We start from the raw sequence: 14,845 nt of genomic DNA on the forward strand, positions 1-14,845 counted from the left end.
GGCGGGAATAGAGGAGGAAACTTTAGTGAGTGTAGATCGTTTAACAGGAGCGCAGTTAGTCAAGATGATTCAAAATGGCGCGGCGAATCTCTATCAAAATGCAGATTTCGTCGATTCATTGAACGTCTTCCCTGTGCCAGATGGTGATACGGGAACGAACATGAATTTGACGATGACTTCAGGTGCAAAAGAAGCAGGTAAATCAACTTCGGATTCTGTATCGGAAGTCGCAAACGTCTTCGCACGTGGATTATTGATGGGGGCGCGCGGAAACTCTGGCGTCATCTTAAGCCAATTGTTCCGTGGATTCTCGAAATCAATCGAAGGCAAAACAACGATTGATACGAAGGAATTCGCAGATGCGTTACAAAAAGGTGTCGATACTGCATACAAAGCAGTCATGAAACCCGTTGAAGGAACAATCTTGACGGTTGCCCGTGAAACAGCTGTCGCTGCTATCGCACAATCTGAGACGACGACGGATTTCTTAGAGTTGATGCGTCAACTCGTCGAAGCTTCGAAAGTATCGCTCGACGGTACACCAGAACTTCTTCCGGTATTAAAAGAAGTAGGCGTCGTTGACTCTGGTGGTCAAGGTCTCGTCTGTATCTATGAAGGATTCCTCGCAACACTCGAAGGAAAAGAACTCGACAAGCCGCATGCACCTGTCATGGAAGCACTCGTCGAAGCAGAGCATCATAAAACGGCTCAAAGCTTCATGTCGACAGAAGAAATCCATTACGGTTACTGCACGGAAATCATGGTTCGTTTCCAAGATGACAAGCTTGCGAATGCACCGTTCAGCGAAGAAGACTTCCGGAACGAATTAGCGGAATTCGGTGATTCGTTGCTCGTCGTAGCGGATGAAGAACTCCTTAAAGTTCACGTCCACGTTGAAACACCAGGAGAAGTCATCACAAAAGGACAACGTTTCGGTGAACTCGTCGCTGTTAAGATTGAAAACATGCGTCAACAACACTCGACGATCCTTGAAGAAGAAGGTGCGAACCAAGTCACTCCAGTCGCTGCACCGAAGGCAAAAGCGAAAGCAGCCCTCGTGACAGTCGCAATGGGTGAAGGAATCAGCGAACTCTTTAAATCACTCGGTGTCAGTGTCGTCATCGAAGGCGGACAAACGATGAACCCGTCGACGGAAGATATCGTTAAGGCGATCGAGGATGCACACGCTGAACACGTTTATGTCTATCCAAACAACTCAAACATCATCATGGCCGCTGAACAAGCAGCATCTGTTGCGAATTGTGGTGTGACGGTCGTGAAATCAAAAACAGTTCCACAAGGTTTAGCAGCAACAATCGTCTATAATCCAGAAGCGACTGTCGAAGAGAACGAAGCGCACATGGCAGATGCGATTGCAGCCGTTAAGTCGGGACAAGTCACATATGCCGTACGTGATACGAACATCGATGGTGTAGAAATCAAGAAGGACGACCATATGGCGATTGCTGAAAAACAAATCGTCGCTACGGACGCTTCAAGTCTTGGTGCAGTCAAGAAACTCGTCGATACACTCGTCACTGAGGACGACGAAATCATCACGGTTCTTTACGGTGAAGGCGTCTCGACAGAAGAAGTTGATGCACTCGTCGCGTACATCGAATCGGTCAATCCGGATGCTGAAGTGGAAGTCCACGACGGCAAACAACCACTTTATTCGTACATTTTAAGCGTCGAATAAAACCATCATACTGAAAAAGGGCGACTAGCCTTTTCACGAATCCCACCATCTGCGATAATAGAGGTGGGATTTCGTTTGTTTCATAGAGAGGGGAAAAGAAATGAAATATCGTAGCGTCTTTGACATCATCGGACCAGTCATGGTTGGTCCATCGAGCTCGCATACAGCAGGGGCTGCACGGATCGGATTGATGGCGGGTAAATTATTCGGGGAAACGCCTACTGTCATCCACATCACGTTTTACGGTTCATTCGCGGATACGTATCGTGGACATGGAACGGATGTCGCCATCATCGGCGGTGTTCTCGGATACGATACGTTCGACGACCGGATTCCACAATCGATCGATATCGCGAAGTCGAAAGGGATTGAGATTCATTTCGAGACGAGTGAAGCGTTGACGGATCATCCGAATACGGCTCGTGTCCATTTGACGAATGGAGTAGAAGAGTTTGAATTGGTTGGTATTTCAATTGGTGGGGGAACGATTGAAATCACGGAATTAAATGGTGTACCGCTTCGTTTGTCCGGTGGGGGGCCGGCACTCGTCGTTTTACACCATGACCGATTCGGAGCAATCGCAGCCGTAACGAGCATTTTGGCTGATTACGAAATCAACATCGGGCATATGGAAGTGTCACGGCATGAAAAAGGAAAACAAGCACTCATGGCAATTGAGATTGATGACCGGATAACGGCAGAAGTGTTGGAAGAAATCGATCGGTTACCTCAAGTCGAGCGTGCCATCATGATGGGAGAGTGAAGAAATGTTTAAATCCGTGAAAGAACTCGTCGCCATCGCGACGGAACGAAATATTCCGATTTCGGAAGTCATGATCGAGCAAGAGATGACGGTTCGTCATTTAGAGCGAGATGAAGTCTATGCGATGATGGAACGAAACCTACAAGTGATGGAAGAAGCAGTCGCTCGTTCACTTGATGGTGATGGTGTTCAGTCGGTGACAGGACTAACCGGCGGGGACGCTGTCTTACTTCAACGATACCGTGCTTCAGGTAAAGGTTTGTCAGGAGATCTGCTACTTGATGCCGTCAGTAAAGCGATTGGGACGAATGAAGTCAATGCTGCGATGGGAAAAATTTGTGCGACACCAACGGCAGGGAGTGCCGGCGTCGTGCCTGGTACACTATTTGCGGTCAAAGATCGGTTAAACCCAACACGTGAGCAGATGTTACGCTTCTTGTTCACATCCGGTGCGTTTGGTTTCGTCGTCGCGAACAATGCGTCGATTTCCGGAGCGGCTGGTGGCTGTCAAGCAGAAGTTGGTTCAGCAACAGCGATGGCAGCTGCTGCCATCGTTGAGATGGCGGGCGGAACACCGGATCAGTCAGCGCATGCTTTTGCGATCGCGCTGAAAAACATGCTCGGACTCGTCTGTGATCCTGTTGCAGGACTCGTCGAAGTGCCATGCGTGAAACGCAATGCGATGGGTGGGGCGAATGCTGTTGTCGCTGCCGACATGGCACTCGCTGGAATCACGTCACGGATTCCGTGTGATGAAGTCATCTCAGCCATGCATGAGATTGGTCAGATGATGCCGTCTGCGCTTCGCGAGACAGCAAAAGGTGGACTCGCGAATACGCCGACGGGTCGCTGGCTCGAAGCGAAAATCTTCGGAGAGTTATCGAATGAATCCATCACGTGACGTCAAGACATTAAAAGGTGTCGGACGGGATTTAGCGAAAAAACTAGAAGAGATGAATATTCTCACCGTTGCGGACGTGCTCGAGCACGTCCCGTTTCGTTATGACGACTTCGTGACGGGAAGTCTAACGGAAGCAATCCATGAGGATAAAGTCAAGTTCACGGGTCAAGTCCAGTCTGAACCACTTGTGCGCTATTACGGCAAAGGAAAAAATCGTTTAACGTTCCGTTTGCTCGTTGAAGAACGGTATAGTGTGACCGTAACGATGTTCAACCGGGCATTCTACAAAGACCAATTGCAACTTGGAGCAGAAGTGACGGTCAGTGGCAAGTGGGATTTACACCGGATGACGATCTCTGCGACGGAATTGCAATTCGGGGCAATCGAAGGCGAATTGACACCCGTTTACTCGCTCCGGGGTGACATGCGGATGAAGACATTCCGACGCGTCGTCGACTTGGCGTTCAAGGAGACTGAGGCATTAGCTGAACGAATCCCGGATAGCATCCGGAAGACGTATCGGTTACAAGACCGGATGACGATGTTGAAGTCGCTTCATTTCCCAACGAATCGACAAGAGTTAACGGCTGCTCGTCGCAGTTATGTCTACGAGGAGTGCCTCTATTTCCAACTGAAATTACAGGCGTTACGTCTTGGACGACGGAAAGGTCAAGGGATTGCCTTGCCTTTACATGAAACGGATATTGCCAATTTCATCAAGAGCCTGCCGTTTCCGCTGACAGGTGCACAGCAACGTGTGACAAAAGAGATTCTAGACGACATCGGTCGCGGTGAACGAATGAATCGGTTGCTGCAAGGAGATGTCGGAAGCGGAAAGACCGTCATCGCAGCCATCGCCTTGTTCTCGACGGTTCGTGCCGGAAGACAAGGCGCCTTAATGGTGCCGACCGAAATTTTAGCGGAACAGCATGCAGCGTCGCTGGCCCCATTGCTTGAACCACTTGGGATCCGAGTCGGTCTACTGACGAGTTCCGTTAAAGGGAAAGCGCGCGCACACTTGCTCGAAGCCCTCGCAACAGGAGAGATCGACGTCTTGGTCGGAACACATGCGCTGATTCAAGACACCGTCCAGTTCAAGGCATTACACCTCGTCATCACCGATGAACAACATCGCTTCGGTGTCGAACAACGGAAACGATTGCGTGCGAAAGCTGAACAGGCAGATGTATTATATATGACAGCGACACCGATTCCGCGTACGCTTGCGATATCGGTCTTTGGAGATATGGATGTTTCGATCATCGATGAGATGCCGGCGGGACGAAAGGAAATCGAGACCTACTGGGCGAAACCGCAACAGATGGAACGCGTTTTCGGGTTCGTCGAGAAAGAATTGTCGCAAGGTCGACAAGCCTACGTCATCACGCCATTGATCGAGGAATCCGAATCACTCGAAGTTCAAAATGCGATCGAATTACATGCGACATTGACCGAGCGGTTCAAGCCTTATCATGTCGGTTTGATGCATGGGCGCTTGACTTCTTCTGAAAAAGACGAGGTCATGCAGGCGTTTAAGGAGAATACTGTTCAAATCCTTGTTTCAACGACGGTCGTCGAGGTCGGCGTGAACGTTCCGAACGCGTCGATCATCGTCATTCATGATGCAGAACGCTTCGGTCTTGCGCAGTTACACCAATTAAGAGGACGCGTCGGTCGAGGCGATGCCCAGTCTTACTGTATTCTAATCGCCGATCCCTCTTCCGATACGGGAAAAGAACGGATTAAGACGATGACGGAGACGAACGATGGCTTCAAGCTAGCGGAAAAGGATTTGAAACTGCGCGGAGCCGGAAATTTCTTTGGTACCGAACAAAGTGGATTACCGCGATTCGTCTTGACTGATCCGGCGCTCGATATACAAGTCATGGAAACCGCGCGACAAGATGCAGTCCGCTTACTGCGATCGGACGCCTTTTGGCAGGCACCGGAATACGATGTCTTACGTGACTATATCGAACGACAAGGGCTACTTGAAGGAGAAAGAATCGAATAATACTTGAAAGTGAACAACAAGGGATATATACTACTGTTAGTACCAGGTAATAATAGTGGTCATCCTTCTTGTGGGAGGAACATACATGCGGGTACCTAAAAAAGAGAGACAACAAGAATTATTACAGACGATCGAGCAAAATCCGTTCATCACGGATGAAGCGCTGGCGACACGATTCCGTGTCAGTATCCAGACGATTCGTCTCGACCGGATGGAATTAAAAATTCCGGAATTGCGGGAGCGAATTAAACACGTCGCGACCGAACGGCTGGATGATGTGCGTACGTTGACTGAAAATGAAGTCATTGGTGATATGATTGACCTGAAACTCGATACATCTGCGATCTCGATCCTTGAGATTTTGCCGGAACATGCGTTTAGTCGGAATGCGATCGCCCGCGGACATATTTTGTTCGCGCAGGCAAACTCGCTTGCGATTGCGCTCATCGACGACGAACTCGCGTTGACGACACGTGCGAACGTTCAGTTCACACGCTCCGTTCACGTCGGAGAACGCGTCGTTGCGAAGGCGTTCGTCAGTTCCCATCGTCAAGATGGGCGTTCTGACATCACGGTGGAGAGTTATGTCGGTGAAGAATGTGTCTTTATCGGTGAGTTCACAGTGTATCGAAGTAGTAAGGAGGAATCGAAATGATTTTAGCAGTTGACGCTATGGGGGGCGATCACGCACCCCGTGCCATCGTAGAAGGGGTCGTTGCCTATTTGGCAGAACGTCCAAACGAAGACATCGATATCCGACTAGTCGGAGATGAGTTGAAATTACGCTCATACACAATCGAGGATCCGCGCGTGACGATCGTCCACGCGGCATCCGTCATCACCGGAGAAGATGAACCGGTACGTGCGATTCGCCGCAAGAAAGATAGCTCACTCGTTGTGGCTGCAAACCTGGTGAAATCAGGAGAGGCAGATGCCTTGATTTCAGCAGGCAACACGGGAGCGCTCATGACTGCCGGATTGTTCGTCATCGGTCGAATCGAAGGAGTTGACCGTCCTGCACTGGCCCCGACTTTCCCGACACGTAATGGGAAAGGTGTCGTCATCTTAGATGTTGGCGCCAACCCGGATGCGAAGGCAGAGCATTTGCTCGATTATGCCATCATGGGGTCTGTCTACGCAGAACAAGTTCGCGGCATCACACGTCCAAAAGTCGGACTCTTGAATATCGGATCAGAAGCCGGTAAAGGGAATGCACTGACGAAGGAAACGTATCCGCTACTTGAGACAGCACCGATTCATTTCGTTGGGAACGTCGAGGCGAGAGAAGCGATGAGCGGTGACGTCGATGTCATCGTCACGGAAGGTTTTGCCGGCAATACGTTACTTAAAAGTACTGAAGGGGCAGCCAGTATGATCATGGGTGTCATGAAAGAACAATTCATGAGCTCTTGGACATCAAAGCTCGCCGCTCTCGTACTAAAACCGAAGTTAAAAAAAATGAAGCAGTTGCTCGCTTATGAAGAATATGGCGGTGCCGGACTATTCGGGATTGCGGCTCCGGTCATTAAGGCGCATGGTTCAAGTAATGCCTACGCCTTCAGCCGAGCGCTCGTTCAAGCTGAGAAGATGGTCGAACAAGAAGTCGTTGCTAAAATCGTTCAAGCGAAGGCAACAGAAGCACGTTAAGAAGGAGTGAGACGAGATGGGGAAAACAGTTTGGATGTTTCCGGGACAAGGGTCACAGACGCCTGGAATGGGACAGACGCTCATCACGCAAGACGAGACACGCCAATCACTCGCTGACCTCGGAACGCGAATTGGTCTGGATCTGACGACGCTGATGACGACAGGGACGAAGGATGAATTGAAAGCAACAGATATCGCTCAACCAGCCATCGTCGCACACAGTGCATTACTCGCACAGCAGTACGCAGCACAAGGACATACACCTGATTTCGTACTCGGACACAGTGTTGGAGAATATAGCGCGCTCGTCGCAGCTTCTGTCATCACACCGTCTGAAGCCGTCTATCTCGTCCGCGAACGCGGAAAACTCATGAATCAAGTCACGGGTGGAACGATGGCGGCGGTCATCGGCATGAATGATGTCGAGGCAGCTCATCACGCGGTCGAATCGATTGCGGCAACGGGAGAGATCGTACAGATCGCCAACTACAACTGTCCTGGGCAATTCGTCATCTCTGGACAAATCGCAGCGGTCGAATCCGCTACAGCGAAGTTAAAAGAGCTCGGAGCAAAACGTGTCTTACCGCTTGATGTCTCAGGTGCGTTCCATTCGTCGCTCATGACACCATTCGCACCACGATTCGAAGATATTCTCGTCTCGTCACCGTTTGAAGCGGCGAAGACGAAATTTATCTCGAACGTCGACAGTGCGTTCCACGATCAACCAGACGAATTGATTCGTTTGCTCGTTCAGCAGCTCTACTCACCGGTTCGATTCGAATCATGCGTTGAGCGTCTGATCGAAGAAGGTGCGGATACATTCATTGAGTTTGGTCCATCGTCTCCGCTTAGCGGTCTCGTGAAACGAATCAAAAAAGATGCGAAGATCATCAGCATCACGACACTTGAGCAATTGGAAGCGGAGGGAATTCGTTGAGTAAAGTAGCACTCGTCACTGGCGCGTCACGCGGCATCGGAGCTGCCATCGCGAAGCGATTGGCAACAGATGGTTTCCGTGTCGTCGTCAACTATGCAGGAAGCACGGACAAGGCGGAAGCAGTCGTCCGTGAAATCAAGGAAGCAGGCGGAGAGGCATTCGCGATTCAAGCGAATGTCGCTGAAGCAGATGCTGTCAAACAGATGATCAAACAGACGATCGACACGTTCGGTCAACTGGATTGTGTCGTCAATAATGCCGGCATCACGCGTGATGGTTTGCTGATGCGCATGAAGGAAGCGGATTTCGATGCTGTCATCGATACGAATCTGAAAGGTGCGTTTCTCGTCACGCAAGCTGCGACACGTCCATTGTTAAAAACAAGCGGTCGTATCATCAACATCGCATCAGTCGTCGGTATTTCCGGAAATCCAGGGCAAGCGAACTATGTCGCAGCGAAAGCGGGTCTGATCGGGCTGACGAAATCCGTCGCACGTGAACTCGCGAGTAAAGGTGTCACAGTCAATGCCATCTGTCCAGGCTTCATCGAGACGGACATGACGGATGAATTGACGGAAGAACAGCGGAACCTGTCACTCGGGCAAATTCCGTTGAAACGCTTCGGTCAAACGGACGATATCGCTTCACTCGTCAGTTTCATCGCTTCAGATGAAGCGCGATACATCACAGGACAAACTCTTGCCGTCGATGGCGGCATGACGATGTAACACAACTAACGGTAGTACTTTGCCAAATCGGCAATCATCTTATATACTCAACTCATGGAGGGATTTTAAAATGACAAAAGAACAAATCTTAGTAGACGTACAAGAAGCAATCGCAGAAAAATTAGGAAAAGAACAAAGTGAAATCACACTTGATAAATCGTTCAAAGACGACCTCGGTGCTGACTCTCTCGAAGTCATGGAACTCGTCATGGACTTAGAAGACAAGTTCGAAATCACGATCGAAGATGAGCAAGCAGAAAACTTGAAGACTGTCGGCGATGTCGTCAACTACATCGAAACACAAGTCTGATCATTGAAGCTGACCCACCGCAATTTGCGGTGGGCTTTAGCTGTTTAGGAGGAACTATGACGAATCAAAAAGGACGTCGTGTCCGAAAAGGACCCTATGTAAAACGACGCAAGGATGCTCGGACGCTCGCTCAAATCGAGCAGAAATTCGAAGCGTTACAAGAGCGCCTGAATATCACGTTTTCTAATGTCGAGCTATTAAAACAGGCCTTCACGCACTCTTCGTTCGTCAATGAACAACGCGAGTCGGAAGGGGATAACGAACGTCTAGAATTTTTAGGGGACGCTGTCTTAGAGTTGACGGTGTCACGCTATCTATTCGAACACTACCCGGAACGTTCCGAGGGGGAATTAACGAAATTGCGAGCGGCAATCGTCTGTGAACCGTCACTCGTCCAATTTGCGAATCACTATCAGTTTTCCGATATGATTCTGTTAGGTAAGGGGGAAGAACTGACCGGTGGTCGGAATCGTCCAGCCTTACTTGCGGATGTCTTCGAATCCTTCATTGGCGCCTTGTATCTTGACCAAGGCATCGAAGCAGCCGAACGATTCCTCGCCGAAGCGGTTTTTCCGAAAGTGGCGACAGGCTTTTTTGAAGAACAGACAGATTTCAAGAGTCAATTACAGGAAGCGATTCAACGTGTCGGCTTAGGTGTCATCGAGTATGAAATCATCGAGGAGCGCGGTCCGGCGCATAGTCGGGAATTCATCTCGCGTGTCCAAGTCGCGGATGAGCTGGAAGGGATCGGGACAGGCCGATCGAAAAAAGAGGCAGAGCAACAGGCAGCAAAACAAGCCTTACTTGAATTAAAGAAACAGTTTTAAGCAACAAAAGGCCGACCATCTCTCGAATGCGTGAGAGATGATCGGCCTTTATCGTGTGAAGTTCGCTTGATTAGACAGTCTTAAGGGATTTCAGTTCGTCGACGATCGCGTCGACCTCTGCCAGTGATAACGAGTCGCGCATCATGACGAACTCATAAATCTCTTTTAAGTCCTCATTTTTTGAACCGTCGAATTGTTCTGCTTTAATGACCCCTTTGTTGATGATGTTCAATTTATCTAAGATCGCTTCAATCATTTGTTCAATCGTCATCGTGTTATTCGCTCCTCTTCTTCTCGTTTCGCGTGATACTACCTTAAAACCTATCATGTTGCTCGCGTTTCGGCTATGGTAAACTGAAAGAAATTCAAAAGAAATTTAAACATACGGGTGATCAAGATGTACTTAAAACGAATTGAAATCAATGGCTTCAAATCATTTGCCAGTCGAACTGAACTAGAATTCCTTCCGGGTGTCACGGCAGTCGTTGGACCGAACGGAAGTGGGAAATCAAATATATCGGACGCTGTCCGTTGGGTGCTCGGAGAACAATCTGCGAAGTCACTGCGTGGGGCGAAGATGGAAGACGTCATTTTTGCCGGCAGTCTGTCTGAACACCGGAAACAATTTGCCGAGGTGACGCTCGTCTTAGACAACGAGTCGGGAACGGTCGCGTTACCGTATCAGGAGATCAGTGTCACGCGGCGTGTCAGCCGCAACGGAGATAGCGATTATTTTTTAAATAAGAAACCATGTCGCCTGAAGGATGTCCTCGATCTGTTCATGGACACAGGCTTGTCGCGTGATGCTTTTGCGATCATCGGACAAGGGCGAGTTGAACAAGTCATCTCCGGAAAACCGGAAGAACGTCGTGCTGTCATCGAGGAAGCAGCAGGCGTCTTGAAGTATCGTCATCGCAAGAAGCAAGCCGAGCGGAAATTAAGTGATACGGAAGCGAATCTATCGCGTGTCGATGATATTTTATATGAACTTGGCGGACGAATCGAGCCGTTACGTGAACAAGCGGCGCTCGCGAAGGAGTATCTCGTCGCTCGAGAACGGCATGATGTCCTCGAGCGTGGTATCTTAGCGCATGAAATCACGACGTATCAGACGGAGCTCGAAACACTAGCGCGTGACATCGCACAATGTGAAGAACGCCTTGCGTCTCAAAAGACGACTTACGAAGAGACCGTCTTGTCCCGAGAGAATCAAGAATCGACGCTCGAAGAAGAACGACAACAAGAAAACGCGTTGCAGGAGCAACTTCGACATGTCTCGACGCGACTGGTTGAAATCCAAGGTGCCCTTAACTTAGCGAAAGAGCGTGAAAAACACGGGACCGAGACGAAAGAGCGACTCGAACAAGAGGTTGCCGTCGTCGAAGAACGCGTCAAGGAACTGGAACTCGAACTGACCGCTTTACAGGAACGCCAAGCAGAAGTCGATCAGGAAGCAAAACGGATCACGGCTGAACGGGAAAGAGCCGATCAAGCGCTGACACAAACCGATCGTGATTTTGATAAGGAAGCCGAAGTATTACGTTCGGAAGCCTTTGAAGTGGCGAGTCGATTAGCTGCGACGAATAATGCCTATAATCGGGCGAAGCAAGATCTCATGCAGGCAGAAGAACAACAACGTTCATTTACGGCGGACAGCGGTACGAAACAATCGACGCGTCGTCAACTCGAGGAAGACGTCGCTCGATTAGAAGCGGATGTCGCTTCAATCCGGACGAAGTTGGACCAAGCAACGGAAGAAGAGACGACGGCACTTGCAGCACGAAATGAACAACAACATGCGTTACGCCAAGTCGAACAGTCCGTTGCGGATTTAGAGCGACGTCGGCATAAGACGGAAGACCGAATTGAATTCCTTGAATCCGTCAAAGCCGACTATAGCGGTTATTTCGGTGCTGTGAAGACGATTTTAAAACAACGAGATCAGCACCCAGGTATTCACGGAGCGGTCGCGGAGTTGATTTCGGTTCCGGCGCGGTTTGAAGCGGCAATCGAGACAGCGCTTGGTGGTGCGATGCAAAACATCGTCGTTGATACCGATGCAACAGGACGTCGTCTGATCCAGGAGCTTCGACGATTAAATGCCGGTCGAGCGACGTTCATGCCGCTCGCCTCACTGCAAGCACGCGAAGTCAATCGTTCAGTGCGAGAACAAGTCGGAGGGATGTCTGGATTCGTCGGGATCGCAAGTGATCTCGTGACGACAGACGAAACGCTGACGAAATTAAAGATGAACTTGCTCGGTACGACACTCGTCGTCGAGTCACTTGAACAGGCGAACCAAATCGCCCGTTCGACAGGACATCGCTATCGTCTCGTCACGCTCGAAGGAGATGTCGTCAACGTCGGCGGTACGATGACCGGCGGAAGTCGGAAAAAAGGTACACCATTGTTCAGTCAATCGCGTGAACTTGACGAGTTAAAAGAGGGATTGACGCGCGGGCAAGCGGTCATTCGGGAGCAGATGCGCCGCTTGGAAGATCTGAGAGCGGCGATCCAGACTCTTGATGCTACGGCTCGGACACGGACAGAAACGATTCAAGCATTACATGGGCAACTCGAACAATCGCGCGATACGTTAGCAGATGCGAACCGTCATCTCGCTGTCATGACGTCTGAATTGTCGGTTGAAGATCGACAGATGGCACGTGTACTCGAACAAGAACAGGAAGCACGTCGGATCATCGAGACGTCGGAAGTCGAGATCGCAAAATGGACGGAGCGTCAAACAGAGCTCAGACAAGCCTTAGATCGTCTTAAGGATGCGCAAGCCCGTGGTGCCGTCACGATGGACGAACTGAAGAAGGAACAAGCGGAAGCAGTTCTCGAAGAGCGGACGATCCAAATGAAACAAGCGCAGCTTTCGCAAGAGATCGAACGCCTGACGGAACAGGTCAGTCACGCGAAGCTTGAACGTGGTCATAAACGCCGTGACTTGCGTCATGTCCTTGAAGGATTCGACGAAGCGAAGATTGATGCCTTGCACGCGGAACAGCGTGAACAGGAACAGGAACAACAACGGGTCGAGACCGAACTCGCCGCGATCGGACAACTGATTCAAGTACAAGCAGAATCCCTGCGCTTGATCCGGATCCGCGAAGCGAAAACGAAGGACGATCAACAAACGACGAAACAGGCACTCGAGCAACTACGACTCTCGCAAGGGAAAACGAGCACGCGTCTTGAGACAAGACAAGAAATGCTGGAAGAGATGGGATTACTGCTCGAACTGATTGCACCACTTGATCTATCGTATGAAGAGGCAAAAGAGGAAATTCATCTGCTCAAACGCCAACTCGAAGAAATCGGCATCGTCAACATCGGTGCGATTGAGGAATTCGCAGAGGTAGATGAACGGTTTACGTTCCTATCCGCGCAACGGGATGATCTCGTCGCTGCTAAAACCGATCTCTATGGCGTCATCGAAGAGATGGACCGAGAAGTCATTCGATTGTTCCGTCAAACGTATGATGCTGTCCGAGAACACTTCCGGGAAACATTCCGCGAGTTATTCGGGGGCGGTGAAGCCGATCTAGTCCTCGTTGACCCGAGTGATCTGTTGACGAGTGGAATTGATATCGTTGCGAAACCGCCTGGTAAGAAGCTGCAGAATTTGTCGCTCTTGTCCGGTGGAGAGCGTGCCTTGACAGCAATCGCCTTATTATTTGCGATTCTAAAGACACGTCCTGTCCCGTTCTGTGTCCTCGATGAGGTCGAGGCGGCGCTTGACGAAGCGAACGTCGCGCGATTCGGCGAGTTCGTACATCAGCTAGCACGCGAGACACAGTTCGTCATCATCACCCATCGGAAAGGAACGATGGAGGCGGCAGATGTCCTTTACGGCGTCACGATGCAGCAAAACGGGATATCTGAAGTGTTATCCGTTAAACTAGAAGAGGCACGACGTACATTAAGTGAAGAACCAAAGGAGATTAAACGATGAGTTTCTTTAAAAAACTGAAAGACCGCTTGACGACTTCGACACAAGAAGTCACGACTAAATTTACGGAAGGCTTGACGAAGACACGCGACGGATTAGCGAGTGCCGTCAATGATCTCGTCTACCGCTTCCGTGAAGTCGATGAAGACTTTTTCGAAGAGTTAGAAGAAGTGTTGATCCAAGCCGACGTCGGTGTGACGACGACGATGGATTTGGTCGAGGAACTAAAGACAGAAGTCAAACGACGTAACGTCAAGGATCCAAAACAAGTCCGGGATGTCCTCGTTGAAGTCGTCGCGAACATGTTAGTCGAAGAAGAAGAGACAGCCCTTGATCTTGATCATGAGCTGAATGTCATCCTCTTCGTTGGTGTCAACGGGGTCGGTAAGACGACGACGATCGGAAAACTTGCGAACCGCTTAAAACAAGAAGGCAAGAGCGTCATGTTAGCAGCGGGGGATACGTTCCGGGCTGGTGCGATCGATCAACTGCAAGTCTGGGGCGAACGCTCCGGTGTACCGGTCATTCGTCAAGGCGAAGGCTCCGATCCGGCTGCTGTCGTTTATGACGCCGTCCAAGCAGCGAAAGCACGTAAGGTCGACGTCCTGATTTGTGATACGGCAGGACGCCTACAAAACAAGGTCAATTTGATGAACGAGCTCGAAAAGGTCAAACGCGTCATCGAACGTGAAATTCCTGGTGCACCCCATGAAGTATTGTTGGCGCTTGACGCGACAACAGGGCAAAACGCGATGGTGCAGGCAAAAGCCTTCAAACAAGCGACGAACGTCAGCGGAATCGTCTTGACGAAGCTTGATGGCACAGCAAAAGGCGGGATTGTTCTTGCGATCAAGAACGAGCTGAATCTACCGGTGAAGTTCGTGGGTCTCGGTGAAAAGATCGATGATTTACAACCATTTGACGCAGAACAATTCGTATATGGACTGTTCGGCGATGTCTTTGAAGAAAAAGAAAACGTCGACACGGAAGAAAGCGCGGAATAAGCGACGTTTCATGTAAAGAAAAAAACTTGACAACACACTGTGAGGGCTGTACTATAC

General features: G+C 50.0%; 13 protein-coding genes. 12 read left to right on the forward strand and 1 reads right to left on the reverse strand.

From position 1 onward, the window contains the following. Nucleotides 1–25: 25 nt before the first annotated feature. The 10 genes from NOM72_RS04380 (at nucleotide 26) to rnc (ending at nucleotide 9,826) form a co-directional block, all read left to right on the forward strand. Nucleotides 26–1,699 carry a DAK2 domain-containing protein gene (locus tag NOM72_RS04380; RefSeq protein WP_369815311.1) on the forward strand — a complete coding sequence of 558 codons (1,674 nt, stop codon included), beginning with the start codon at nucleotides 26–28 and terminating at the stop codon, nucleotides 1,697–1,699. A gap of 100 nt (nucleotides 1,700–1,799) precedes the next feature. Beyond that, a complete protein-coding gene (gene sdaAB / locus NOM72_RS04385) occupies nucleotides 1,800–2,462 on the forward strand; it encodes an L-serine ammonia-lyase, iron-sulfur-dependent subunit beta (protein ID WP_255997917.1) in 663 nt (220 codons plus the stop codon). Nucleotides 2,463–2,466: 4 nt separating this feature from the next. After that, nucleotides 2,467–3,363 (forward strand): L-serine ammonia-lyase, iron-sulfur-dependent, subunit alpha, encoded by an 897-nt coding sequence (gene sdaAA, locus NOM72_RS04390; protein ID WP_023468754.1) that lies wholly within the window; start codon nucleotides 2,467–2,469, stop codon nucleotides 3,361–3,363. Then, on the forward strand, nucleotides 3,347–5,377 hold the full coding sequence (gene recG / locus NOM72_RS04395; protein ID WP_255997919.1) for an ATP-dependent DNA helicase RecG: 2,031 nt from the start codon (nucleotides 3,347–3,349) through the stop codon (nucleotides 5,375–5,377). Before sdaAA ends, recG begins: the two co-directional genes overlap by 17 nt. 85 nt (nucleotides 5,378–5,462) lie before the next feature. After that, nucleotides 5,463–6,032, forward strand: a complete 570-nt coding sequence (gene fapR / locus NOM72_RS04400) for a transcription factor FapR (RefSeq protein ID WP_023468752.1) — start codon at nucleotides 5,463–5,465, stop codon at nucleotides 6,030–6,032. Next, nucleotides 6,029–7,024 carry a phosphate acyltransferase PlsX gene (gene plsX, locus NOM72_RS04405; protein WP_029342098.1) on the forward strand — a complete coding sequence of 332 codons (996 nt, stop codon included), beginning with the start codon at nucleotides 6,029–6,031 and terminating at the stop codon, nucleotides 7,022–7,024. The genes fapR and plsX overlap by 4 nt, the downstream gene beginning before the upstream one ends. A gap of 16 nt (nucleotides 7,025–7,040) precedes the next feature. Then, a complete protein-coding gene (gene fabD, locus NOM72_RS04410; protein ID WP_023468750.1) occupies nucleotides 7,041–7,961 on the forward strand; it encodes an ACP S-malonyltransferase in 921 nt (306 codons plus the stop codon). Next, nucleotides 7,958–8,689 (forward strand): 3-oxoacyl-[acyl-carrier-protein] reductase, encoded by a 732-nt coding sequence (gene fabG, locus NOM72_RS04415; protein ID WP_023468749.1) that lies wholly within the window; start codon nucleotides 7,958–7,960, stop codon nucleotides 8,687–8,689. The genes fabD and fabG overlap by 4 nt, the downstream gene beginning before the upstream one ends. A 70-nt stretch (nucleotides 8,690–8,759) precedes the next feature. Continuing rightward, complete coding sequence (gene acpP, locus NOM72_RS04420; protein ID WP_029342095.1) at nucleotides 8,760–8,999, forward strand: acyl carrier protein; 240 nt, start codon at nucleotides 8,760–8,762, stop codon at nucleotides 8,997–8,999. A gap of 56 nt (nucleotides 9,000–9,055) precedes the next feature. Next, nucleotides 9,056–9,826, forward strand: coding sequence for a ribonuclease III (gene rnc, locus NOM72_RS04425; RefSeq protein ID WP_023468747.1), 771 nt, complete (start codon nucleotides 9,056–9,058; stop codon nucleotides 9,824–9,826). Between the two features lie 70 nt (nucleotides 9,827–9,896). Here rnc and NOM72_RS04430 read toward each other — a convergent pair whose 3' ends face one another. Continuing rightward, on the reverse strand, nucleotides 9,897–10,097 hold the full coding sequence (locus tag NOM72_RS04430) for a DUF1128 family protein (protein WP_023468746.1): 201 nt from the start codon (nucleotides 10,095–10,097) through the stop codon (nucleotides 9,897–9,899). Nucleotides 10,098–10,223: 126 nt separating this feature from the next. On the opposite strand from NOM72_RS04430, the gene smc reads away from it, so the two are divergent. Next, nucleotides 10,224–13,787, forward strand: a complete 3,564-nt coding sequence (gene smc, locus NOM72_RS04435; RefSeq protein ID WP_255999185.1) for a chromosome segregation protein SMC — start codon at nucleotides 10,224–10,226, stop codon at nucleotides 13,785–13,787. Beyond that, on the forward strand, nucleotides 13,784–14,788 hold the full coding sequence (gene ftsY, locus NOM72_RS04440) for a signal recognition particle-docking protein FtsY (RefSeq protein ID WP_023468744.1): 1,005 nt from the start codon (nucleotides 13,784–13,786) through the stop codon (nucleotides 14,786–14,788). The genes smc and ftsY overlap by 4 nt, the downstream gene beginning before the upstream one ends. Nucleotides 14,789–14,845: the final 57 nt, after the last annotated feature.

Source organism: Exiguobacterium sp. LL15, from assembly GCF_024436095.1.
Taxonomy (GTDB): Bacteria; Bacillota; Bacilli; order Exiguobacteriales; family Exiguobacteriaceae; genus Exiguobacterium_A; species Exiguobacterium_A indicum.